The sequence below is a fragment of the Pseudarthrobacter sp. HLT1-7 genome (assembly GCF_059383435.1).
Map to the genome: position 1 here is coordinate 197,393 of NZ_JBWZCH010000003.1, position 22,866 is coordinate 220,258.

Annotated in this window: 15 protein-coding genes; 5 read left to right on the top strand and 10 right to left on the bottom strand. The window is 67.1% G+C overall.

Annotation, left to right across the window (positions count from 1 at the left end):
• Positions 1-74: 74 nt before the first annotated feature.
• On the bottom strand, positions 75-1,262 hold the full coding sequence (glf, locus tag AC50X6_RS04610) for a UDP-galactopyranose mutase (RefSeq protein ID WP_494965080.1): 1,188 nt from the start codon (positions 1,260-1,262) through the stop codon (positions 75-77).
• A 239-nt stretch (positions 1,263-1,501) separates the two neighbouring features.
• Here glf and AC50X6_RS04615 point away from each other — a divergent pair, with 239 nt between their 5' ends.
• Positions 1,502-5,530 (top strand): FtsK/SpoIIIE domain-containing protein, encoded by a 4,029-nt coding sequence (locus AC50X6_RS04615; RefSeq protein WP_494965081.1) that lies wholly within the window; start codon positions 1,502-1,504, stop codon positions 5,528-5,530.
• 1 nt (position 5,531) lies between these two features.
• On the opposite strand, the gene AC50X6_RS04620 is transcribed toward AC50X6_RS04615, so the two are convergent.
• The gene (locus AC50X6_RS04620) at positions 5,532-6,011 is read right to left on the bottom strand and encodes a hypothetical protein (RefSeq protein ID WP_494965082.1); all 480 of its coding nucleotides are present in this window, start codon (positions 6,009-6,011) and stop codon (positions 5,532-5,534) included.
• Between the two features lie 238 nt (positions 6,012-6,249).
• Between AC50X6_RS04620 and AC50X6_RS04625 the strand changes: the two genes are divergently transcribed.
• On the top strand, positions 6,250-6,498 hold the full coding sequence (locus tag AC50X6_RS04625) for a WhiB family transcriptional regulator (RefSeq protein ID WP_003804966.1): 249 nt from the start codon (positions 6,250-6,252) through the stop codon (positions 6,496-6,498).
• Between the two features lie 124 nt (positions 6,499-6,622).
• Here AC50X6_RS04625 and AC50X6_RS04630 read toward each other — a convergent pair whose 3' ends face one another.
• The 4 genes from AC50X6_RS04630 to AC50X6_RS04645 are packed head-to-tail and all read right to left on the bottom strand — an operon-like array spanning position 6,623 to position 15,088.
• Positions 6,623-8,092 carry a sensor histidine kinase gene (locus AC50X6_RS04630; RefSeq protein WP_494965083.1) on the bottom strand — a complete coding sequence of 490 codons (1,470 nt, stop codon included), beginning with the start codon at positions 8,090-8,092 and terminating at the stop codon, positions 6,623-6,625.
• 36 nt (positions 8,093-8,128) lie between these two features.
• Entirely contained in the window at positions 8,129-13,054 is a 4,926-nt protein-coding gene (locus tag AC50X6_RS04635; protein ID WP_494965084.1) for an NAD-glutamate dehydrogenase, read from the bottom strand.
• Positions 13,055-13,112: 58 nt separating this feature from the next.
• Positions 13,113-14,447, bottom strand: coding sequence for a CpaE/TadZ family protein (locus tag AC50X6_RS04640; RefSeq protein ID WP_494965085.1), 1,335 nt, complete (start codon positions 14,445-14,447; stop codon positions 13,113-13,115).
• Positions 14,444-15,088 carry a CpaB family protein gene (locus tag AC50X6_RS04645; protein WP_494965086.1) on the bottom strand — a complete coding sequence of 215 codons (645 nt, stop codon included), beginning with the start codon at positions 15,086-15,088 and terminating at the stop codon, positions 14,444-14,446. Before AC50X6_RS04645 ends, AC50X6_RS04640 begins: the two co-directional genes overlap by 4 nt.
• Positions 15,089-15,241: 153 nt before the next feature.
• Here AC50X6_RS04645 and AC50X6_RS04650 point away from each other — a divergent pair, with 153 nt between their 5' ends.
• On the top strand, positions 15,242-15,457 hold the full coding sequence (locus AC50X6_RS04650) for a helix-turn-helix domain-containing protein (protein ID WP_494965087.1): 216 nt from the start codon (positions 15,242-15,244) through the stop codon (positions 15,455-15,457).
• 210 nt (positions 15,458-15,667) lie between these two features.
• On the opposite strand, the gene AC50X6_RS04655 is transcribed toward AC50X6_RS04650, so the two are convergent.
• Positions 15,668-16,306 carry a hypothetical protein gene (locus tag AC50X6_RS04655; RefSeq protein ID WP_494965088.1) on the bottom strand — a complete coding sequence of 213 codons (639 nt, stop codon included), beginning with the start codon at positions 16,304-16,306 and terminating at the stop codon, positions 15,668-15,670.
• A gap of 90 nt (positions 16,307-16,396) precedes the next feature.
• Here AC50X6_RS04655 and AC50X6_RS04660 point away from each other — a divergent pair, with 90 nt between their 5' ends.
• Together AC50X6_RS04660 and AC50X6_RS04665 are read left to right on the top strand one after the other, a co-directional pair.
• Complete coding sequence (locus tag AC50X6_RS04660) at positions 16,397-17,212, top strand: LysM peptidoglycan-binding domain-containing protein (RefSeq protein WP_494965089.1); 816 nt, start codon at positions 16,397-16,399, stop codon at positions 17,210-17,212.
• Between the two features lie 103 nt (positions 17,213-17,315).
• Positions 17,316-17,840 carry an Rv3235 family protein gene (locus AC50X6_RS04665; RefSeq protein ID WP_494965090.1) on the top strand — a complete coding sequence of 175 codons (525 nt, stop codon included), beginning with the start codon at positions 17,316-17,318 and terminating at the stop codon, positions 17,838-17,840.
• Positions 17,841-18,031: 191 nt separating this feature from the next.
• On the opposite strand, the gene secA is transcribed toward AC50X6_RS04665, so the two are convergent.
• From secA to hpf, 3 genes are all read right to left on the bottom strand, one after another.
• The gene (gene secA / locus AC50X6_RS04670; RefSeq protein WP_494965091.1) at positions 18,032-20,770 is read right to left on the bottom strand and encodes a preprotein translocase subunit SecA; all 2,739 of its coding nucleotides are present in this window, start codon (positions 20,768-20,770) and stop codon (positions 18,032-18,034) included.
• A gap of 84 nt (positions 20,771-20,854) precedes the next feature.
• Positions 20,855-22,090 carry a winged helix-turn-helix domain-containing protein gene (locus AC50X6_RS04675; RefSeq protein WP_494965092.1) on the bottom strand — a complete coding sequence of 412 codons (1,236 nt, stop codon included), beginning with the start codon at positions 22,088-22,090 and terminating at the stop codon, positions 20,855-20,857.
• A 33-nt stretch (positions 22,091-22,123) separates the two neighbouring features.
• Complete coding sequence (gene hpf / locus AC50X6_RS04680) at positions 22,124-22,849, bottom strand: ribosome hibernation-promoting factor, HPF/YfiA family (RefSeq protein ID WP_494965093.1); 726 nt, start codon at positions 22,847-22,849, stop codon at positions 22,124-22,126.
• Positions 22,850-22,866 lie beyond the last annotated feature (17 nt).

The window sequence follows — 22,866 nt, forward strand, 5'->3', positions numbered from 1 at the left end:
CTGGCTTGGCAGAATAACCCGCTGAAGGGCAGACCAACTCAGTTTCGTTTCAACTTGAACCTCGCTTGAGACAGTCACGCGTCCACTCCTCCGCTTTCAATCGTGGCCCCGCCCTCAAAATGCGGGCGGATCTTGTTGTCGAACATGGTCAGGGCGGACCCGATGGCCATGTGCATGTCCAGGTACTTGTACGTGCCGAGGCGTCCGCCGAACAGGACGTCTTTCTCGGCCGCGGCCAGGTCGCGGTATTTCAGCAGGCGTTCGCGGTCCGCTGCCGTGTTGATCGGGTAATAGGGCTCGTCGCCCTCCTCCGCCGCACGGGAGAATTCGCGCATAATGACGGTCTTTTCCGTCTGGTAGCCGCGCTCCGGGTGGAAGTGGCGCGGCTCGATGATGCGCGTGTAGGCAACATCCTCGTCGTTGTAGTTGACCACCGACGTTCCCTGGAAATCGCCGACGTCGAGCACTTCTTTCTCGAAGTCGATGGTGCGCCACGAGAGGTCGCCCTCGGAGGAATCGAAGTAGCGGTCGACAGGCCCGGTGTAGATGACCGGGATGTTGCCGACCACTTTGTTCTTGCTGTACTCGTGCGACTCGTCGAAGAAATCGGTGTTGAGCCGGACCTCGATGTTCGGGTGCTCCGCCATCTTCTCGATCCACGCGGTGTAGCCGTTCGTCGGAAGACCCTCGTACTTGTCGTTGAAGTAGCGGTTGTCGTAGTTGTATCGCACCGGGAGGCGGGAAATGATGCCCGCGGGCAGGTCCTTGGGGTCCGTCTGCCACTGCTTGCCGGTGTAGTGCTTGATGAACGCCTCGTACAACGGGCGGCCGATGAGCTGGATGCCCTTATCGTTCAGGTTCTGCGGATCGGTGCCGGCCAGTTCCCCGGCCTGTTCCTGGATTAGCTCCTGAGCCTGGCCCGGGGTCAGGTTGGCGCGGAAGAACTGGTTGATGGTGGCCAGGTTGATCGGCAGGGAGTAGACCTCACCCTTGTGGACGCCGTACACCTTGTGCACGTAGTTGGTGAATGTGGTGAAGCGGTTGACGTACTCCCAGACACGCTCATTCGAGGTGTGGAAGAGGTGGGCACCGTAGCAGTGCACCTCGATGCCGGTCTGCTCTTCCTTTTCGCTGTAAGCATTGCCGCCAATGTGGTGGCGGCGGTCGATGACGACGACCTTCAAGCCCAGCTCAGTGGCGGCCTGTTCTGCGATTGTCAGGCCGAAAAAGCCCGACCCTACGATAACGAGGTCAGCGGTCACAAAATCTCCTGGTTCGAATGTGGGCAGCGCAACGTTGTGCATTGTCTGCTGCTCCAGCCTACCCGAGGCGGGGTGGGAACCGGCGAATCGTGGACGACGTCGGGGCCCGCCTTCGCCCCCATCCCCCGGCTGTTTTCCAAGGTCGGGGCCGTTGTCCACATAGCCGGATTTCCAGCCGCACGCCGCTTCAATCCTGCCTAGTGTGGGAATGAACGATGCCGAGGGAAGGACTCCGGCCGATGATATTGCACTGCACGTTGGTCCCGGCGCCGGGTTCCGCGCTGGCCCCGGAGCCCGTGGAACTGGCCCTCGATCTGCCCCGCGCTTGCTCCGGCGCGGAGCTGCAGTCGGCGGTGTCGCGGCACTACGGCACGGGCGCTCTGACTCTGGAGGGAGCACCTCTCGTGTCCATGACCGTCGGCGAGCCGCCCCTCGTCCACGGGGCCGTCCTGGTGGACGGGTGCGCACCCCGCCGCAATGAGGCCGTGCATGGTACGGCGCCCCTGCTGCTCGCCGTGCACAGCGGGCCGGGCGCCGGCATGATCATCCCGCTGCGGCGGGGACGCTTCCGGATCGGGCGGAGCGGAACGGAGATCGTGATTCCGGATGCCGAACTTTCCCGCGAGCATGCCCGGCTGGACGTCTCGGATTCCGCGGTGACCCTCGTCGATCTCGACAGCGCCAACGGCACCGCCGTGGATGGCCGGAGGGTGCGGGGGTCACCGGTGACTACCGCATCCTCGATCCGTTGCGGCAACTCCTCACTCTCTCTGATATTCGCTGGGTCCACGGATGCCGGAGTGTCCGCTTCGGCAGGGTACGGCGTCGCGGAGCCGCTCCTGGTGCGCAACGATTCTGCGTCGGCCAACCGCGGAGTCCTTTTGGCGACGGCAGTCGTGCCTCTCGCCATTGGGATCGGGCTGGCCGTGATCACCGGCATGTGGATGTTCCTGGCTTTCACGGCCGTTTCTGCCGTCTCGCTCCTGGTTCCCGTGGTGTCTGGGCGAAGGCAGCGCAGCGAGCTGAAGACTGCTGTCGCCGCCGCAGCGCGGGAGGATCAGGACCGACGACGGCGGTCCGCGCCTTCCGCCGCGGAACTTTCGCTCCACGGCACGGCGGTGACATCCGACGCGAGCCAGTCTTCGCCGCCTCCGACGCCCGTCTGGCTGCGGCTCGGGCTGGCTGAACAGACGGCGAACCTCCGGCTGGAACCGCCCGGTTCCGCGGTACGGTCGCCGCCACTCGGTCTGATGCCCGTCACACTGGACCCTGCTGCCTCCGTTACGACTATCCGTGGCCCGGAACCCGTGGTGGCCGGGCTGGTCCGGGCCTTCCTGATGCAGCTGGCCTGCTACCCCCTCGCCCGGCGCACCCGCGTCCTGGTTCATGGCACGCCACGCTTCCTCCCCCTCTGCGCGCGCTTCCTGGCCACCGTTACGCTGTCAGGCCATGAAGCATTCACGCTGGAGGCACTGGCGGCCGGGCCCGGCCGGGGCTTTGACCTCGGACTGCTGATCATTGTGGACAGTAGCCAAGCCCCAGCGCTGCGTGCTGCAGCGGTCAGTCTCGGGTGGGGGGTGATTGAATGCGGCGGGCTTGACGCGTCAGCCCACACGGACCCGGCCGCCAGCCAGTCCGTCGTACTCGGCGAGCGCACCGGCGTGCTCACCTCGGACCGCCTAACGCTCGACTTCACTCCTGATCGGGTGCCGGGTCCGGTCTTCGACCGGTTCTGCCGTCGGCTTGCGGGCCCGGTCGGCCCGGCCGGTCCGGGAGATGCGCCCCCGGCGGCCATCCCGGAGGCCTGTTCCCTGGCCGGGATCCTCCCGCTCTCGACCGCGGACACCTCCCGGCGCTGGGCACACTCGGCACGTTCCCCCGGTCTTCCCGTCCTGGTCGGCTTCGGCGGTTCGGGCCCTCTGCGGCTGGACCTCCAGGCGGACGGGCCGCACTTCCTGGTGGCCGGCACCACCGGTTCCGGCAAGTCCGAGTTCCTGCGGACCCTTGCAGTCGCCCTCGCGGCCTGCCATCCGCCGGACCGCCTCAATCTGTTGTTCATCGATTTCAAGGGCGGCTCCGGTCTCGGATCGCTGACCGGGCTGCCACACTGCGTCGGGCTGCTCACCGATCTGGGAACGAATGAGGTGGCCCGCACCCTGGTTTCCCTGCGCGCCGAGGTTCGCCGCCGGGAGGAGCGGCTCGCCGCCTGCGGGTCCCCCGATCTCAAAGCCTACGAGGACCTGAACCTGCCAGGGCTCCCGCTCCCCCACCTGGTGGTGATCATTGACGAGTTCAGGATGCTGGTGAATGAGGCGCCGGAGGCGCTGTCTGAGCTCATGCGCATCGCGGCGATCGGCCGCTCGCTTGGACTTCACCTGGTCATGGCCACGCAGCGCCCCCAAGGCGCCATCACCGCCGATATCCGGGCGAATGTGACCAGCTGTATCGCATTGCGGGTCCAGTCCGAGATGGAGTCCATCGACATCATGAATTCCCGGCTCGCGGCAACCATCCCCATTGAGGGCCCGGGCCGTGCCTACCTGATCCGGGGAAACGAGGAGCCGGAGGAATTCCAGACGGCTACGGTCACCCCAGCGTTGCCCGAGTTGGCTATCGGCGTCGTGAGCGTAATACCAGCCGCTGACTTCCTGTGCCGGCCGCCCGCCGGCGGCTCTTCTCACGTGGGGGCCGCCGCGGCTCCTACGCCGTCCCGGGCACTGGCACCGTTCATCGAAGCGACAACAGCACTGTGGGAATCCCTGGGGGTCCGCCCGCTGCGCCGGCCCGTTGCCGATCCGCTCCCGGCCAGGGTGGCGTTCCCGACGGATCCGCTTCCCGCCGGCGTGGGACCGGAACAGGTCCGGCTGGGGCAACTGGACCTGCCCGAAGAGCAACGCACCGCCGAGCTGAGCTGGTCTGCTGCCCAACACGGTCACCTCGGACTCGTCGGTGGTGGCCCCGGCGGTACCGCTGCGGCTGTGGCCCTTGCCGTGGACCAGCTGCTGTGGGCGGAACAGGAATCGCACCTCTATCTCCTCGACGCCGCCGGTTCCGTCAGCGGTTCCTACGGTGGTTCGTTCAGCGGTTCCTCGGCATCTCCCCGGATCGGAGCCGCGGTGGGGGTTTATGAGCTGCGGAGAGGTGTCCGGGTCCTGGAGCGTCTGGCCGGTGAAGTGACCCGGAGGCTGAGCACCGGGGCAGACGCCGGCTCGCCGCCGCTGATCCTGGTCCTGGGTGGATGGGGATCCTGGGTTTCGGCCTTCCGCGCCGGGCCGCTGGCCTGGGCCGAAGACCTCGTCCACGACATCGTGCGGGACGGCCCGGCGGCGGGAATCACCGTCATCGCGTCCGGAGAACGCGAGCTGGTCACGGCTAGGTTCTTTGCGGCGATCCCCAACCGGCTTTACTTTCCGGCCGGAACCACCGAGGAGGGACGGCTGGCCTGGCCCCGGCTGCCGTCACTCGACGTGGTTCCCGGCCGGATGGTGGCTTTCGGCCCTTTTGCAGAGGGCAGTTCCACGGCCGGCCACATCGGGCAGCTCTTCGAAGCTCCCGTCGTGGGACATCGTCCCAACCCGCAAGTACGGAGCCCGCCGTTCAGGGTGGAGCCGCTTCCCCCGCGAGTGACCGTCCCTGAGGTCCTCGCCCGCGCAGGTAAATCCCTCCCGCGCGAAGGGCCGTCGGCCCGCGGACTCCTGTGCGTTGGAATCGGCGGAGACGAACTCCGTCCGGCCGGCGTCCAGTTGCCGCCCGGCAGCGTCCTTGCCGTCCTCGGCGCTCCGGGATCCGGGAAAAGTACCTTATTAACGGCCCTGCCTGGCCTCAACCCGGCCGCCAGCTGGCAACGGCCCGCGGCCGGGGCGGAGCCAGGTCAGTACTGGTCCGGGATCTATGCCAGGGCCCTCGCCGGGACCCTCGACCGGACATCAATCCTGCTGGCCGACGATCTGGATCTGCAGTCCACCGAAACCAACAGGCAACTGCTGGCCTTGAACACCCTGGGCTGGACGGTGATCCTGACAGCGGGTTTCAGCCAAGCTCTCCAGCAACGGACACCGCTGGCGCTCCATGCGCGCAGCCACGGAAACGGCATCCTCATTACGCCGCGGAGCCTGCTGGACGGAGACCTGTTCGGGGTCCGGGTGGAACTCCAGCACAACCCTCCGCCGGGGCGCGCCGTCGTAATCTCCGATGGACGGGCCACAACGGTGCAACTGGCCGTTGACCCCGGTGCCTGCGGCGGGGAAAATCCGACGTTAGAGCACTGAGCTATAGCGCTGGGGGTACGCCGCCGGCCCGGGATGCGAACGTAATGACCCGCTTATCGAACAGCAGCACGATCGCGATGACCGCCGGCAGCAGCATGGCCAGGCCCGCCAGAGGGTAACCGCCGGTCAGGGTCGGAAACCCGATGGTGAGGACAAAGAGCTGGGCCACAAGGGCACCGGCCCTGGGCCAGCGGTACCCGCGGAACAGGAACCTCGCTACGGCAAAAAGCCACGCGGAGAAGGCCAGCAACAGGCCCAGCGTGAATACCGCGCCCCAGAAGGAGAGCACCGGGGCGCCGGTCAGGAGCTGGCTGCCGTACCAGGCCGCGGCAGCCAGCAGCGCGGATGCCTCCAGCGCCACAATGACGGCGACCACCAGGATGCCGGCGGGCCGCACCGGGGGCACCGCCGCGGGACCGTCCGCGTGACCGTCCGCGGGGTTCTCATCGGGGCCGGAGGGGTTCTCAAAGGGTCTTGACACACTGGCACAGTACCGGACATAGTCAACTAGATGTGAGGGCGCCGCCAGCCACTGTGATGCATCGCTCACGATCCCGAGGTATCTTGCAGCCCAGTACCCCTTGTTTACGCAGCGTTAACATGACACGCTTAATTCAGATGACCGAGGGGGCCCCAGAGGGCCCTTTTCTTATGAAGCCTCTAGTGAATAATTTCACAAGGCATTTAACGAGTTCCCAGGAATGGAGTGACTGATCAGCATGGATTGGCGTAACCGCGCAGCGTGCCTTGACAAGGACCCGGAGCTTTTCTTCCCGGTAGGAAACACCGGTCCTGCCCTGCTGCAGATCGAGGAAGCCAAGAGTGTCTGCCGGCGGTGCCCCGTTGTGGACACCTGCCTGCAGTGGGCACTCGAATCCGGTCAGGACGCTGGCGTCTGGGGCGGCATGAGCGAAGACGAACGCCGCGCTCTGAAGCGCCGCGCAGCACGCGCCCGCCGCGCCTCCTGACAGGCAGACTTCCAACAACGTGCTGCACGCCTCCGGGCGACACGGCGACAATGGCCGCGGACGATCCAGTCCGCGGCCATTGGCCGTTTAACGGCCCAAGGAACACGCCCCGGCCGGCCGGAGCCTAGCGCGGGGCGAGGCTCAGGATGATCTGGACGGCGGTTCCGCCGCCGTCCCTGGCCTTCCACCGGATGGTCCCGCCAAGCTCGCTCGTGACCAGGGTGCGGACAATCTGCAGGCCGAGGCCCTCGACGTACGGGGTTGCGGGGATGCCGACGCCGTCGTCCGCGATGGTCACGGTGAGCAGCTCCTCCCCGTCCTCACCTTCGGAGCGGTCGGCGATCAGCCAGACCGTGCCGGTCCGGCCCTCCAGCCCATGCTCGACGGCGTTCGCCACCAGCTCATTGATCACCAGGGCCAGCGGAGTGGCGAAGTCGCTGGGCAGCTCGCCGAACAGCCCTGAGCGCTGCGTCTTCACCTGCTGCGACGGCGACGCCACCTCGGCGGAGAGCCGGAACTGGCGGCCGATGAGCTCGTCGAAGTCCACGCTCTGGGTCAGCCCCTGGGACAGGGTCTCGTGCACCAGGGCGATGGTTGCCACCCGCCGCATCGCCTGCTCGAGCCCCTGCTTGGCCTCGTCGCTGACCATCCGGCGTGACTGCATGCGCAGCAGGGCCGCGACAGTCTGCAGGTTGTTCTTTACGCGGTGGTGGATCTCGCGGATCGTAGCGTCCTTCGTGACGAGTTCCAGCTCCCGCCGGCGCAGCTCGGAGACGTCACGGCAGAGCACCAGGGCGCCGAAGCGGTGCTGTTCGTCGCGCAGGGGTATGGCGCGCAGGGAAAGACTGACCCCGCGCGACTCGATCTCGCTCCGCCACGGCATCCGCCCCGTAACTACCAGCGGCAGCGTCTCGTCCACCAGGCGCCGGTCTTTGAGCAGCCCGGCCGTCACTTCGGCCAGGCTGCGGCCCTCGAGGGACTCGCCGTCGCCGAGCCGGCGGAAGGCGGACACGCCGTTGGGGCTCGCGTATTGGACGATTCCCTCCGCGTCGAGCCTGATCAGGCCATCGCCGACGCGCGGCGCGCCGCGGCGCGAACCGGTGGGCGAGGCGAAGTCCGGCCAGAGCCCCAGGGTGCCCATCCGCAGCAGATCGTAGGCACACTGCCGGTACGTCAGCTCGAGCCGGGACGGCATCCGCGAGCTGGAAAGGTCCATGTGGGTGGTGACGATGGCCAGGGTCCGGCCGTTGCGGACCATCGGCACAGCCTCGACCCGCAGGGCCATGTCGCTGCTCCAGTTCGTCTCGTTGGAGCGCTCGATCGTGCGGCTCTCCCACGCCTTGTCCACCAGCGGCACCAGGTCCGACCTGATCCGTTCCCCCACGAAGTCGGCGTGGAACACCGTATGCGAGGTGGAGGGGCGGACATGGGCAAGCGCCACGTATCCGAGCTCGGGATGCGGAAACCACAGCGCCAGGTCGGCAAACGCCAGGTCGGCCACCATCTGCCAGTCACCCACGAGGAGGTGAAGCCACTCGGCATCCCCCGGCCCGAAATCAGCATGCTCCCGGATAGGGTCCGTAAAGATTGCCACAGCACCTCCATTTGCGACGCCGGGAGCAGCCGTCCCCTAGCGTCGAACGATTGACCTCAAGAGCCTCAATGCTACCGACAGCGAGGCCATGTCATCGGCTTCGAGCGCGTTGACCTCGTCAAACATGGACTTCGCACGGCCCAGTTGCTCCACGTTCTGGCTTTCCCACGCAATCAGCCGTTCATCCGCCGGTATCCCGGCAGGTGTCGCCTCGAGCACCGCCGTGGTCATGTCCGAGACGGTCGAGTACAGGTCATCGCGCAGCGCCGCACGTGCCAGAGCCTGCCAGCGGTCCTTCCTGGGCAGCTTGGTGATGCGTTCCAGCAGGGAATCGGCGTGGAAGCGGTTGAACACCGTGTAGTAGACGTGCGCTATGCTCTCCACCGGTTCGGGGCTGACATGGACGATCTTGGCGATATCCAGCAGCACGAAGCTCTCGAACAGCTCCGCCCAGCGGTGGGCCAGGTCTTCGGGCAATTCCCAGCCGCGTGCCTTCTCGAGCCAATCGGCCACCCGTGCACGGTCGTCGCCGCGCAGGTAGTCCAGCAGCCGGGCGCGCATCGGGTCCATCAGGGGCTTGAACTCCGCGACGATTTCGGCGATCGGCCGGGCCGCGCTGCTCTGGCTCAGGACCCAGCGGACGGCCCGGTCCAGGAGCCGGCGGATGTCCAGGTGGACGGTGCTCCAGTGCTCGGTCGGGAAGGACGCGGGCAGTTCGTTGAGTTCCCCCACCATGACGTCGAGTTCGTAGACCTCACGGAGCGCGACGAAGGCCTTGGCGACGGCGGCCTCGGTGGCCGAGGTCTCCTCCATGGCCCGGAACGCGAAGGTGATGCCGCCCATGTTGATCATGTCGTTGGCCACCACGGTAGCGATGATTTCCCGACGCAGCGGGTGGGTGTCCAGTTCGGCGTCGAACCGTTCCCGCAGCTGCTTCGGGAAGTAGGCCCGCAGCGTGTCCCGGAACCACGGGTCGTCGGCGAGGTCGCTGTCCCGCAGTGACGAGGTGAGTTCGATCTTGGCGTAGGCCGCCAGCACGGAAAGCTCCGGCGAGGTCAGCCCCTGCCCCTGCTCCAGCCGCTCGCGCAGCGTCTCCGTCGTGGGCAGCGCCTCCAGGTCACGCTTAAGCTCGGCGGACTTTTCCAGCCAGTCCATCAGCCGCTCGTAGCTGGGGCTCCACTCGGACACCCGCATGCGGTCATTGAGCAGCAGGATGTTCTGGTCGATGTTGTCTTCCAGCACCAGGCGGCCTACTTCGTCCGTCATCGAGGCGAGGAACTCCGCACGCTCGGCCGGATCCAGCTTGCCTGCGGCGACCATCCGGTCGACGAAGATCTTGATGTTGACCTCGTGGTCGGAGCAGTCCACGCCGGCCGAGTTGTCGATCGCATCGGTGTTGAGGATGACGCCCTGGAGCGCAGCCTCGATGCGTCCGCGCTGCGTCATGCCCAGGTTGCCGCCTTCACCGACCACCTTGATGCGCAGTTCGCGGCCGTCGACGCGGATGGCGTCGTTGGCCTTGTCCCCCACCTCGGCGTTGGTTTCGGTGGACGCCTTGACGTAGGTACCGATTCCGCCGTTGTACAGCAGATCGGCGGGGGCCAGCAGGATCGCACGCAGCAGTTCCGGCGGGCTCAGCTGGGTGGTGCCCTCGGGCAGCCCCAGCGCAGCCCGGATCTGCGCGGAGACCGGAATGACCTTGGCCTGGCGGGCAAACACGCCGCCGCCTTCGCTGATCAGCGACTTGTTGTAGTCGTCCCAGGAGGAGCGGGGAAGCGTGAAGAGCCGCTCCCGCTCGGCGAAGGAGACCGCCTCGTCGGGGGCGGGATCGAGGAAGATGTGCCGGTGATCAAAGGCCGCGAGCAGGCGGATGTGCTTCGAGAGCAGCATGCCGTTGCCGAAAACATCGCCGGACATGTCCCCGACGCCGACGACGGTGAACGGTTCCGACTGCGTGTCCAGATCCAGCTCGCTGAAGTGGCGCTTCACCGATTCCCAGGCGCCGCGGGCGGTGATGCCCATGGCCTTGTGGTCGTAGCCGACGGAACCGCCCGAGGCGAAGGCGTCGCCGAGCCAGAAGCCGTACTCGGCGGCGAGGCCGTTGGCGATGTCGGAGAACGAGGCCGTTCCCTTGTCGGCCGCGACCACCAGGTAGGAATCGTCGTCGTCGTGACGGACGACGTCGGCCGGCGGCACGAGCGTTTCGCCCGCCGTCGTGGTGATGAGGTTGTCCGTGATGTCCAGGAGGCCGCGGATGAACGTCTTATAGCTCTCGATGCCCTCGGCCATCCACGCGGTGCGGTCCGAGGCCGGATCGGGGAGCTGCTTCGCGTAGAAGCCGCCCTTGGCGCCGGTGGGGACGATCACGGCGTTCTTGACGGTCTGGGCCTTGACGAGGCCGAGGATTTCGGTGCGGAAATCCTCGCGGCGGTCCGACCAGCGCAGTCCGCCGCGGGCCACCTTGCCGAAGCGGAGGTGCACGCCCTCGACCCGGGGCGAGTACACCCAGATCTCGTACATGGGGGTGGGGAACGGCAGTCCCTGAATCTGGGCGGGGTCCAGTTTGAAGCTCAGGTGCGGTTTGTCCTGGAAATAGTTGGTCCGCAGCGTCGCCTGGATCAGGTTTTTGAAGGTGCGCAGCACGCGGTCGGCGTCGAGAGTGGCCACCTCTTCGATGGCGGCGTCGAGAGCGGCGCGGACCTCGTCCTGCCCGGCGAGGCGTTCCGCCCCGGCCAGCGCCGGGTCGAAGCGGGCCTGGAACAGGGCGTTCAGGCCGCGGGTCACCTCCGGGTTGGCGAGCAGGGTGTCCGCCAGGAAGCCGAAGGAGTTGGTGTTTCCCATCTGCCGCATGTACTTGGCATAGGCCCGCAGCACGATGACCTGGCGCCAGTGCATCCCCTGGCGCAGCACCAGCCGGTCAAAGCTGTCCGATTCCGCGGCGCCGGTCACGGCAGCCCCGAAGGAGTTCGCGAGCAGCTGGCCGGTGGCCTGCGGGTCCACCCCGGCCGGGTACTTCAGGCCAAGGTCGTAGAGGAAGAAGTCACGGTGGTCGGCCGTCTCGATTTCGAAGGGGCGTTCGTCCAGGACCTCGAGTCCGAGGTTGTGGAAGAAGGGCAGGATCTGGCTCAGGCTCTTGGGTTCCAGCATGTAGAGCTTGACCCGTGCATCCTCTTCAAGCGTGGCACCGGCGCCTTCGGGCAGGTACACGTGGACGCCGGGCTGTTCCCGCACGGCATCGCCTGTCAGCTCGGCGGCAGCGCCGTACTTCTCGAAGCGGGCAATGTCCTCCAGGGCGTCTTCCACTTCGTAGTCGATGCGGTAGTTGGCCGGGAAGGCCTCGGCCCACACGGACGCGAGTTTCTTGGCGGCGTCCTCCCCGGAAGTGGCCTCCCCTGCGGTGGCCTCCCCGGTTGTGCCCGCGTAAGCACTGGCCGGCCCGTCGCCCTCCGCCCGGGCGCGCAGGACTTCGGTGATGCCTTCGCTCCACGAGCGGGCCGCGCGGACCAGCCGCTTTTCCAGCTCATCGGCGTTGATATTGCTGACATCGGCGTTTTTGGGAAGCCGGATCCGGAAAAACAGGCGCGCCAGCGCGGATTCAGTCATCCGGGCCTCATAGTCGATGGACACGGCGTCGAAAGTCTGCCGCAGCTCCTGCTCGATGCGCAGCCGCACGTTGGTGGTGTACCGGTCGCGGGGAAGGTAGACGACGGCGGACATGAACCGGCCATAGATGTCCGGCCGGAGGAACAGCCGTGTCCTGCGGCGTTCCTGCAGACGCTGGATCCCGGTCGCGATGGCGGCGAGGTCGGGGACCTCGATCTGGAACAGCTCGTCGCGGGGGTACGTTTCGAGGATACCCAGCAAGTCCTTCCCGGAGTGGGAGTCCGGCGGGAAACCCGCGTCATTCAGCACAGCGGCGACCTTCTCGCGGACCACCGGGATGTCGCGGACGGAGCCGGCGTAGGCGGTAGTCGCGAAAAGTCCGATGAAGCGGCGCTCGCCGTTGACGTTTCCGGCCGCGTCAAAGCTCTTGACCCCGATGTAGTCCAGGTACGCCGAGCGGTGCACCGTGGAGCGGGAGTTGGCCTTGGTGATCACGAGAGCACGCTTCTCGCGCGCCTTCTTGCGCCCCGTCTCGGTCAGGTGCTGGATGTGGTGGCGGGTGTCGGCGCTGCCGCGCAGCAATCCGAGGCCGCTGTCTTCCCTGGGCTCGAGCACATCCTCGTCCGATTCGGTCTTGAGGTCATACTCGCGGTAGCCCAGGAAGGTGAAGTTTCCGTCGTCGAGCCAGCGGAGCAGCTCCTGGGCCTGGCGGAGTTCGGCGATCTGCGCGGGGTTGGCCACCTTGTCGAGATCCCCGGCGATCTGGTGTGCCTTGTTCCGCATTTTCGGCCAGTCCTCGACGGCGGCCCGCACGTCACGGAGGACCCGCCCGATTCCTTCGACGAGCTGCCGGCGCTTCTCATCGTCCACGGGGTCGATTTCGACGGCGATCCAGGACTCCATGTGGGAGGCGTTGTCGCCCTCGGCGATGAGGTGGGACAGGTTGGGCATCGCAGCCGTGTCGCCGCTGGAGATGCCCAGATGGGAGGGGACACGCGCCACCTTGACCAGCTCGCCGGTCCCGCGGTTCCGCGTCACGACGAAGAGCGGGTGCATGGCGAGGTGGATCGGGGACTTCTGGCGGACCAGTTCGGCGTTGACCGAGTCCACCAGGAACGGCATATCGTCGGTGACGATGTAGACGACGCTGCAGTCCGGCTCGTCGTTGATGGTGATGTTGGCGATTCCGGGCAACCGCGTTGCCGCCCCCCGGCGGTGCGTCTCGGCCCTGGCGGTCAGCACATCGTAGGCGTACCCCCGCGCGTCATCGTCCGCAAGGTGCTCGTAATAGTCCCCGAGGTAGCCTTCCCTGGCACCAATCGAAACGGGCTGATCCTGCACGCTGGACCCAGACGACATCGACAAACGCCTCCATCAAAAAGTTCATTGCCGCATCTTTGCGGCCCTCCTGGCGAGCCTAACGCTTTAGGCGTCCCATTGCTGTGGAAGAAAAGACAGAGGATCGGCGAGTTCGCTGGGCAGGTGCACAAACCAGGCCGGCGATTGCCTTTCGCAGGGCCGAGTCGGGGGCCGTTTCGAGCAGCAGCGACCCGGCGAGCAGCGCCGCGTCGCACGCCGCCGCGTCCGCCGGCAGGAAGGCCGAGACAGGCGCCGCCGGGCCGTACCGCTCCCACGCATCGCGGAGCTGCCGCTCGGGCGAACGCCCGACGGCGGCCGAGCGGACCTTGTTCAGCACCACCCTCGGTGACACCTGGGGGACGGCGGCCTCCAGCTCGGCCAGGCCCCGGACCAGCCGCGGCACCCCGATGGAGTCCGCTGCCCCGACCGCGAAGACTGTGTCCGCGAGTTCGAGGCTCCGCAGCGTCGCGGCGTTGCGGCGCGGCGCCATCGTGTCGAAGCTCAGCTCCTCGTCGGATTCCAGGCAGAAGCCGGTGTCGATCACCGTCACGTCGGCGATCTGCCGCGCTCTTCCCAGTACCCGGGACAGTGCTGCGGCGCGGAGTTCGGTCCAGCGGTCCGCGCGCGTGATCCCGGTGAGTACCCGGAACGTCCCCGAGCGGGTGGCCACCGGGGCGGCAATCCTGAGCAGCGCCTCGCCGTCGAGCAGGCCCTGGTCCGCCAGCCGGCAGGCCTGTGCCAGGCCCGCGGCCTCATCCAGCAGGCCGAGCAGGGCGGCCACGCTGGCACCGTAGCTGTCGGCGTCGACCAGCAGCACGGATTTTCCCTCGGCTGCCAATTCACCCGCGATGTTGGCCGCAACCAGGGTCCGGCCCGGCGAGCCGGCCGGGCCCCAGACCGCGATCAGCTGCCCGGTCCCGGCGCGCTCCGGCGCGCCGCCGGACCGCTCGCCGCCGGACCGCTCGCCGCCGGCGAAGGGTGCATCGGCAGAGGTGGTATCCGCGAAGGCGAGATCGGCGCCGTAGCGCGGCCGGGTGCCGTCCCCGCCGAGCTGGGCTACGGCAGCGGTGATGCGGCTCGCCAGCGCGGCGGCACCGACGCCGGGCGGTTCGGCGGCGACGCCGATCCCGCGCAGGCGGGCCATCTCCTCCCGGCTGTCCGTCAATGCGAGCACCGCAACGCCCACGGCGGCCAGCCGGTCAACCAGCGACGCCGTCAGCTCCCCGCTGCCTTCCGCCACTATCGCGGCGCGGGCCAGACCGCTCTGGCAGGCCGCCAGCAGTTCGGCGAGTTCGCCACACCGCCGGACCACGGACACCGGGCCGTGAAGCCGCTCCAGACCGCCCACCAGGTCATCGCTGGAGTGCCCGACGGTCACCACCGGGATGTTCATCGGCCCGCACCGCCCGGATTCCAGACCACCGAGATCTTCGCTTTGTTTGCCTGGGCGCCCAGCAGTTTGGGCATCTGCTCGTCCGGAACCAGCACCATGACCACGGTGGACCGCGCGGAACCGAGCGCGGCGCTGCCCGTCGTGACTTGGGCAATCTCCGCCCCCGGCAACAGCAGGGTGGGCTCGCTGAAGCCGTTGCGGGTGTCGGGCAGTGCCACCCAAACGTCCACCCGCGAGCCGGCCACGGCCTGGCCGGGCAGGGCTTCATCGATCGTGACCGCCACCGGTTTGCGGTCCAGCGCATCAAGGCGTCCGAGGCTGTCGCGGGGCAGCAACTGGTCCTTGCCGATTCTTTGGACGGCCACCAGCCCCTCGGTAAGTCCCGACTCAGGAGTCAGGTAGTGCTGCTCCACGTCGCCAAGGCGGACCTTGACACGGTTGAGCTTATCCGTGGTGAGCCTCTCGCCGACGGCGATCGATTCCCTCGCCGAATAGGCTTCCGTGGTCTGATCCGCGGCTCCCAGCAAGGAGATGACGCCGACGACGGAGGCCAGGACCAGCAGGATTCCGACCAGGAGCCGGGGGTCTTTCCACGAAGGCTTCTTCAGCCGCGCCCCGGCGGACCCCGTGCTTGCACTCATGCGCCCCACTCCCCCTGTAGCCGCCGCCCGGGCGTCAGTGCCGGGCACCATCATTGTGACGTCTTGGTGGCCCGGACGGGAAGATGCTGAGACAAACAAATGCAAACTGTGGATAACGGCACCAGCCGGGCCCATCGGTGGCAAAATGAAATCATGCCTCGATTCCTGACCCTCGCAGATGTGGCCGAGCAGCTCCAGATCAACGCTCCGGCTGCCTATGCCCTCGTGCGCAGCGGCCAGATCAAGGCGATCCAGGTGGGTGGCCGCGGCCAGTGGCGCGTGGAGGAGAAGATGCTCGAGCAGTACATCGAAGAGCGCTACGCCGAGGCAAGCCGCATGATCGCGGAAGCCAGGTCCAAGTCGGTCTAGGTCCAATACCGTTCACCTGGCGCGGGTGGGACTGCGCCGCGAGTGGTCATTTTCGCAGGTTCGTCGGGGACATGCCCATTCTTCGCACCCGGGACTGGGCACAATGACACTATGTCCATCCGCTGGCCCCGGCGCGGGGCATGTCCCTTTGGGCGGGCATCTCCGTCGGAACACCATGCCCGGGCCCCCGACGAACTAACGAAATGTCCGCTAGTCCTCCGGCGAACGGACGGATCTGAGCGCCGCCAGGGCCGCAAAGGGAATGGTCGTCACCTGCCGGACATTCGCCGCGCGCCGGTCCTCGCCCTCCCCGGTGACCGCCAGATCCAGATGATCGCGCCCCACCCTGTCGATCACGCCGTGGAGCGTGGCTTCCGCCGCTGACCCGTGCAGGACCAGGATAGCCAGTGCCGCCCGGTCCCTCGCTAGGGCACGAAGGGCGCTGGCGAGTCCGAGCCGTTGCCGGACCCTGGATGGCTCGGCTACCGCCAGCCTTGAGAGCCCGAGATACCGCACGGCCGAAGCATACGGGATCAGCAACTGGTGCCGCGGTTCGTTGAGCACCAGTGCCTGGCTGCCGGCGTGGCTCAAGACCCCTTCGACCATGGACCCGGACGCCAGCTGGACGCCGATCAGGAGCCCCAGCGAACCGCGGAGCCGGTCCGTGAGCTCCACCGCGGCCGCATCCGCACGTGTCCGCTCCGCGGTCTCCGCGTCCAGCTCCAGCCGCACGGTGGCGGCGAGTTGTGCCTCCATATCGCCAAACAGGGCATCCCAGCGCATGGCGCCAGCGTAGGCGGCCGCTTCGCCGCGGTCAATGCGCACCCCGATGCCGGCACCACTAGACAAATATGCGAGACGGGTTCAAACTGACACTAAATAAGTCAAACAGCATCAAAATACATCAAACTGCATTCAAGACGAGCGAAAGTGAAGGCCATGGTTACAGCAGCGGCAGCTAGCTCCGGGACCCGGCAACCGTTGCGGGCCGACGCGTTCATGGCCGCCGCCATCCTGCTGCTGGGCCTGTTCCTGGCCGGAACCGGCAGCACCCTCGTGCAGCGCTGGCGGTCCTCCGCCGCACGGCAACAGTCTCTCGGGTTCGAGGACCAGCTCGGCATCGTGGCGAACACCGCTGGCCTGATCATCGTCACGTGGTGGGTGATGTCCCTCGCGGTCGCGGTGGCCGCGGCCCTGCTTGAGCGCGGCGGAAGGACGCGGGCAGCTTCAGCGGCCGGCGGGTTCGCTCCTGTGTTCATGCGCCGCCTCGCCCTTGCCGCCGTCGGGCTTCAACTGCTCGGAACGCCGCTGGCCACCGCGGCCGCGCCCGCTGTGCCCGACGCCGGCTCGGCTCGACCGGCGGTCTCCGCCGCCTGGACCCCGACGGCGGTTCCCGCACCTTCGACGGCGGTTCCCGCACCTTCTTCGGCGGCGGGCCCCGCGTCGGCCCCGGTCCCGGTGCCGACGGCCGGTGTCGATCCGCAGTGGACGCCGCTCAGCCCGGTGGTGGAACCCGGGCCGCTGGCGGGCCAACAAATCCGCGTCCAGGAACCTACGGAACAGGGCACCGAAGTTACCGTCCTGGCCGGGGACTCACTGTGGAGCCTTTCCGCAGCCCGGCTGGGACCGTTCGCCTCCGACGTCGACATCGCCATGGATTGGCCCCGGCTCTACCGGGCCAACCGCGCCGTCATCGGCGGGAACCCCCATGTGTTGCGGCCCGGCCAGGTACTCAGGCTTCCGCCCGGGGACTGACGCCGGGGGCTCGCCCCGGCTGCTCGGCCTCTGTGCAACCGCAGAACAGCCGCCGTATTTCCAGCACCAAGCGACATCAACAACCACCAGCAAAGGAACCATCATGAACGCAATGACCGGGATCCGCACCGCTGCGGAGAACCCCGTTTCACCCGCACCCCTCCGCCTCGTATCCGGTGCGGCAGCCCCGGCCTCCGGCGCGGCCACCGGCCGGGACACAACCCTGCCCACCCGGCCCACCGGGCACGGCCCGGCGGCACCGTCCCTGCGGGTGGTAGACGAAGGCCGCGAGATCTACGCGATTGCCCGCAGCACGGTCCAGGCCGCGATCGAGGTACTGGGCGGCACACGGCCCGTCCAGCAGCTCGCCCGGCGGCTGGACCAGCGCTGCCTTACGGCCCTGCAGCACAGGGCGGCCCTGACCCGGCGGATGCCGTCCGGGAGCTCACCGACCGCAGGTCGTTTACACCGGAACCCCTCGGTCCGCTCGGTCCGGGCCTGCCGGATCTCCGAGGACGTCTACGAGGCCAGCGCCGTGGTGGTCGAGGAGTCGCGGGTACGCGCGGTTGCCCTGCGGCTGGAGCGCAACAAGCTGGTCTGGCGCGTCACCGCCCTGGAGATCGGCTGACCGTCCGTTTCGGGCCCGCGGCAGACGTGCCGGCCGCCCGTCGTAAAACACGCTGGGGGCTGAAGGAAGGAGGAGACGGACAAACGAAAGAGGACCGGAACAACTGTTCCGGTCCTCTTTCATGTGGCCACTTGGTCAGCAGCGCCTGGCAGTCATCGTCTCGCTGTCGGGCCCCGGCTGTAAGCCCCTGGCTAGCGCCGCTTTTTCTTGCTGGCCCGGCGCGGGGTGTCCTGCGCCGCGGCCTTGGCCGGGTTGCCGGAGCGGCCGGAAGCCTTGGCCTCGACCCGGGTCTGGGCCGAGCCGTCCTCGCCGGGGGCGGTGTACTGCAGCTGGGCGGGCTTCTCCGGCGCCTCGAGTCCGGCAGCGCGAATCCGCGGTTCGTGGTGCTCCGTGTGCCCGCCGCCGGCGTCGGCGATGACCACGTCCTCGGCCGGGGTCACCTCGACCTCCAGGTTGAAGAGGAAGCCGACGCTTTCCTCGCGGATGGCCTCCATCATGGCCTGGAACATGATGAAGCCCTCGCGCTGGTATTCCACAAGGGGATCACGCTGGGCCATGGCGCGCAGGCCGATGCCTTCCTTCAGGTAATCCATCTCATAGAGGTGTTCCTGCCACTTACGTCCGATGACCGAGAGGACAACCCGGCGCTCGAGCTCCCGCATGCTCTCCGGGCCGATAGCATCCTCCCGGGCCCCGTACACCAGCCGGGCGTCAGAGAGGATCTCTTCCCTGAGGAAATCCACGGTGATACGTGACTTTCCGCCGGCCTCGTCGATCAGGTCGCGTGGAGTGACGGTCACCGGGTAGAGGGTCTTGAGGTTGGTCCACAGCAGGTTGAAATCCCAGTCGTCGCCGTTCCCTTCGCGGGTGGCTTCGTCGATGAAGGCGCTGATGGTGTCTTCGAGGAAGAACTGGACCTTCTCGTGCAGGTCGCCGCCCTCCAGGATACGCCGGCGGTCGCCGTAGATGGCTTCGCGCTGGCGGTTCAGCACGTCGTCGTACTTCAGGACGTTCTTGCGCTGTTCGGCGTTGCGGCCCTCCACCTGGCCCTGGGCCGAGGCGATGGCGCGCGAGACGAGCTTGGATTCGAGCGCGACGTCGTCCGGCACCGAGCTGTTCATAAGCCGCTCGGCCGCGCCGGAGTTAAACAGGCGCATCAGGTCATCGGTCAGGGACAGGTAAAAGCGGGACTCGCCCGGGTCGCCCTGGCGGCCGGAGCGGCCGCGCAGCTGGTTGTCGATGCGGCGTGATTCATGCCGTTCAGTGCCCAGCACGTACAGGCCGCCGAATTCCAGGACTTCCTCATGCTCGTCCTTGACGGATTGCTTGGCGGCCTCGAAAGCTGCGGGCCAGGCGGCCTCGTATTCTTCCGAGTTCTCCTCCGGATCCAGTCCGCGCGTCGCCAACTCGGCGACGGCGGTGAACTCGGCGTTGCCGCCGAGCATGATGTCGGTACCGCGGCCGGCCATGTTGGTCGCGACGGTCACGGCGCCCTTGCGGCCGGCCTGGGCCACAATCGCGGCTTCACGGGCGTGGTTCTTGGCGTTCAGGACCTCGTGCCGGACACCTTCCTTGGCCAACAGCCGGGAGAGGTATTCGCTCTTCTCGACGCTGGTGGTGCCGACCAGGATCGGCTGCCCCTTCTCGTGCCGTTCGGCGATGTCCTTGACGACGGCGTCGAACTTGACGGCCTCGTTCTTGTAGACGAGGTCCGCCTGGTCGAGCCGCGTCATGTCCCGGTTGGTGGGGATGGCGACGACGCCCAGCTTGTAGGTGCTCATGAACTCGGCGGCTTCGGTTTCGGCGGTACCGGTCATGCCCGCGAGCTTGCCGTACATCCGGAAGTAGTTCTGCAGCGTGACGGTGGCGAGCGTCTGGTTCTCGGCCTTGATCTCGACGCCCTCCTTGGCTTCGATGGCCTGGTGCATGCCTTCGTTGTAGCGCCGGCCGGCGAGGATGCGGCCGGTGTGTTCATCGACGATCAGCACTTCGCCGTCCAGGATGACGTAGTCCTTGTCCCGCTTGAAGAGTTCCTTGGCCTTGATGGCGTTGTTCAGGAAACCGATGAGCGGGGTGTTGGCGGACTCGTACAGGTTGTGGATACCGAGGTAGTCCTCGACCAGTTCGATCCCGGATTCAAGGACGCCGACGGTGCGCTTCTTCTCGTCGACCTCGTAGTCGGTCTCGGCCTTGAGCCGCATGACCACCTTGGCGAACTCGCCGTACCAGCGGTTGGTGTCGCCTTGCGCGGGTCCGGAGATGATGAGCGGCGTGCGGGCCTCATCGATGAGGATCGAGTCAACTTCATCGACAATGGCGAAGTGGTGGCCGCGCTGGACCAGTTCCGACTTGTCCCACGCCATGTTGTCGCGCAGGTAGTCGAAGCCGAACTCGTTGTTGGTGCCGTACGTGATGTCCGAGGCGTACTGCTCGCGGCGCACGGCTGGATCCTGGTTGGAGAGGATGCAGCCGCTGCTCAGGCCGAGGAAGCGGTACACCCGGCCCATAAGGTCGGACTGGTATTCGGCCAGGTAGTCGTTCACGGTGATGACGTGGACACCGTTGCCGGCGAGGGCGTTCAGGTAGGCCGGAGCGGTGGCTACCAGGGTCTTGCCTTCACCGGTCTTCATTTCGGCGATGTTGCCCAGGTGTAGGGCGGCACCGCCCATAAGCTGGACGTCGAAGTGGCGCATGCCGAGGGTGCGGGAGGCCGCTTCACGGACGGCGGCGAACGCCTCGGGCAGGAGGTCATCCAGCTTCTCGCCGTCGACGTGCCGTTCGCGGAGACGGTCCGTCTCCTCGCGGAGTTCGGCGTCGGTGAAGGTCTGGAACGAGCTTTCAAGGGCATTGATGGAATCGGCGTAGTTCCGCAGTTGCCTCAGGGTTTTTTTGTCACCCGTGCGGAGAAGTTTTTCGATAAGTGATGCCACGTGAAGTTGCTCCCAGTCTCAAGCTGCCGAATTCTGGCGTGTTTAGTCTACGGGAGAGACAAAGCGCCGGTTACGCCTGTTCCCTCAGAGCGGATAGGCCGCTGCGTGCCCGGACACGGCGTCCGCGAGCGCCGGGGCCAGGTCCCCCATGGGGGAGACAACAACCCGGTCCAGTCCCAACCACTCTGCCATGAGCCGCAGTTCAGCGGCGAGTTCGACGGCGGTGTCGGCCGGAGCGCCGGGCTCGGCGTGGGCGGCCCTGGCCAGCAGCAGCCCGGCGGCGCGGTCTGCCTTGAGGTCGACACGGGCCACAATGCCGTCGCGGAGCAGGAACGGCAGCACGTAGTAGCCGAAGCGGCGCTTCGGCTCGGGGGTGTAAATCTCGATCCGGTAGTGAAATCCGAACAGCTCCTCGAGACGGCGGCGCTCGAAAACCAGGGAGTCGAAGGGGCCCAGCAGTGCGCGGCCGCTGGCCCTGCGCGGAAGTTTGGCCTCGGCGTGCCGGAACACGGGCCTGTTCCAGCCGGCAACCTGCACCGGCCTCAGCCTGCCCGCCTCGACGAGGTTGCCGACGGCCACGGCGGCGGGCCGCAGCGGCGACCGGAAATAGTCCGCAAAGCATCGCACCGTCCCGATCCCGTGCGCCAGGGCGGCGGCGTCGATCAGACGGTCCATCGCAGCCGCAGGGTCAGTCTCAGCACCGGACTGGGTGTCCGGGCCCGAGGGAAGGACCTTGGCCGTCAGCGTGTAGCGGCGTTCAAACGAGTCTGTGCGGGAGGCCGCGGAGACGAAGCCCTGCTCGAAGAGGTGCTCCAGGACCCTCTTGACGGCGTTCCAGTTCCAGCCCCAGTTGTCCTGCTGCCGGTCCTCGACATGGCCCAGCCGGGCCGTGAGTTCCGCCGCGGTCATCGGTTTCCCTGCGGCGAGAGCGGCGAGCACCCGGGACGCGACGGCGCTCCTCAGTTCCGGGTCCATGGCGTGCGCGCCAACCCATTGCCGGCTCTGCCACAGCACCAGGTCCTGGAAATGGTCCGGCCGGATGAAGCTGGCCTCGTGGGCCCAGTACTCCATCATCCGGCGGGGATGCGTGCCGGCCAACCGCTGCAGGATCGAGCGGTCGTAGTTCCCCAGCCTGGAAAAGAACGGCAGGTAGTGGCTGCGGGACAGCACATTGACGGAGTCGATCTGGACCAGTTGCAGGCGGGCAAAGGTACGGCCCACCGCCCGTGCAGTCACGGGTCCGGCGGGCCGTACCTTGTCCAGTCCCTGGGCTGCCAGTGCGATCCGCCGGGCCTGCCTGAGGCTCAGCGATTCGTGCACGTCAGTCCTTTCGTCGGATAGTCTGCACTATCCTTATGCGCTGGCCGGCTCATCCTCGGAACGGTACGCCATGATCCGTTCGTCCAGCTGCGCTTGGCCCGGTTGGCAGGTCTGGTCCAGGGAGATCACGCCGTAGGTCCACCCGTCGCGGCGATACACCACCGACGGCGCTTTGGTTTCCCTGTCCACGAAGAGGTAAAAGTCATGCCCGACGAGCTCCATGTTGTCGACGGCGTCGTCGAGAGTCAGGGATGCCGCGGGGAAGACCTTCCGGCGGATCAGCACAGGTGAGTCTCCGGCCGGGATGTCGTTCTCGACCTCATAGGGTGACTTCTCGGCGGGAGCCGCCTTGGGCTCCTGCCAGTGGTTCGCTTCCTCGTAGATGGGCTCGCTGGTACTGGCCGGCTCGAGGGTCGCCGTCGCCTCGGTGACGGACTTGGGGGTGTGCCTGCCGTGATGGACCTTCTTGCGGTCCTTGGCCCGGCGCAGGCGTTCAAGAAGCTTGTTGTAGGCAAGATCGAACGCGGCGAATTTGTCTGCGGCACTGGCTTCGGCACGGATCACGGGGCCGCGGCCCAGGACTGTGAGCTCAACCGTGAGCATCTCATCGGTCTGCCGGGCCTTCGTCTCCTTCGAGACCTTTGCGTCCACCCTCTGGACCTTGTCCCCCAACGAGGCGATCTTCGAGATCTTCTCGTCGGCGTACTCGCGGAACCGGTCCGAGACCGTCAAATTGCGTCCGCTGATCATGAACTCCATGGTGCCCTCCAAATGAC

Coding starts and splice junctions, on each gene's coding strand:
- AC50X6_RS04615 (WP_494965081.1), top strand. CDS start 1,502: ATGATATTGCACTGCACGTTGGTCCCGGCGCCGGGTTCCGCGCTGGCC.
- AC50X6_RS04625 (WP_003804966.1), top strand. CDS start 6,250: ATGGATTGGCGTAACCGCGCAGCGTGCCTTGACAAGGACCCGGAGCTT.
- AC50X6_RS04650 (WP_494965087.1), top strand. CDS start 15,242: ATGCCTCGATTCCTGACCCTCGCAGATGTGGCCGAGCAGCTCCAGATC.
- AC50X6_RS04640 (WP_494965085.1), bottom strand. CDS start 14,447: ATGAACATCCCGGTGGTGACCGTCGGGCACTCCAGCGATGACCTGGTG.
- AC50X6_RS04645 (WP_494965086.1), bottom strand. CDS start 15,088: ATGAGTGCAAGCACGGGGTCCGCCGGGGCGCGGCTGAAGAAGCCTTCG.
- AC50X6_RS04635 (WP_494965084.1), bottom strand. CDS start 13,054: ATGTCGTCTGGGTCCAGCGTGCAGGATCAGCCCGTTTCGATTGGTGCC.
- AC50X6_RS04665 (WP_494965090.1), top strand. CDS start 17,316: ATGAACGCAATGACCGGGATCCGCACCGCTGCGGAGAACCCCGTTTCA.
- AC50X6_RS04660 (WP_494965089.1), top strand. CDS start 16,397: ATGGTTACAGCAGCGGCAGCTAGCTCCGGGACCCGGCAACCGTTGCGG.
- hpf (WP_494965093.1), bottom strand. CDS start 22,849: ATGGAGTTCATGATCAGCGGACGCAATTTGACGGTCTCGGACCGGTTC.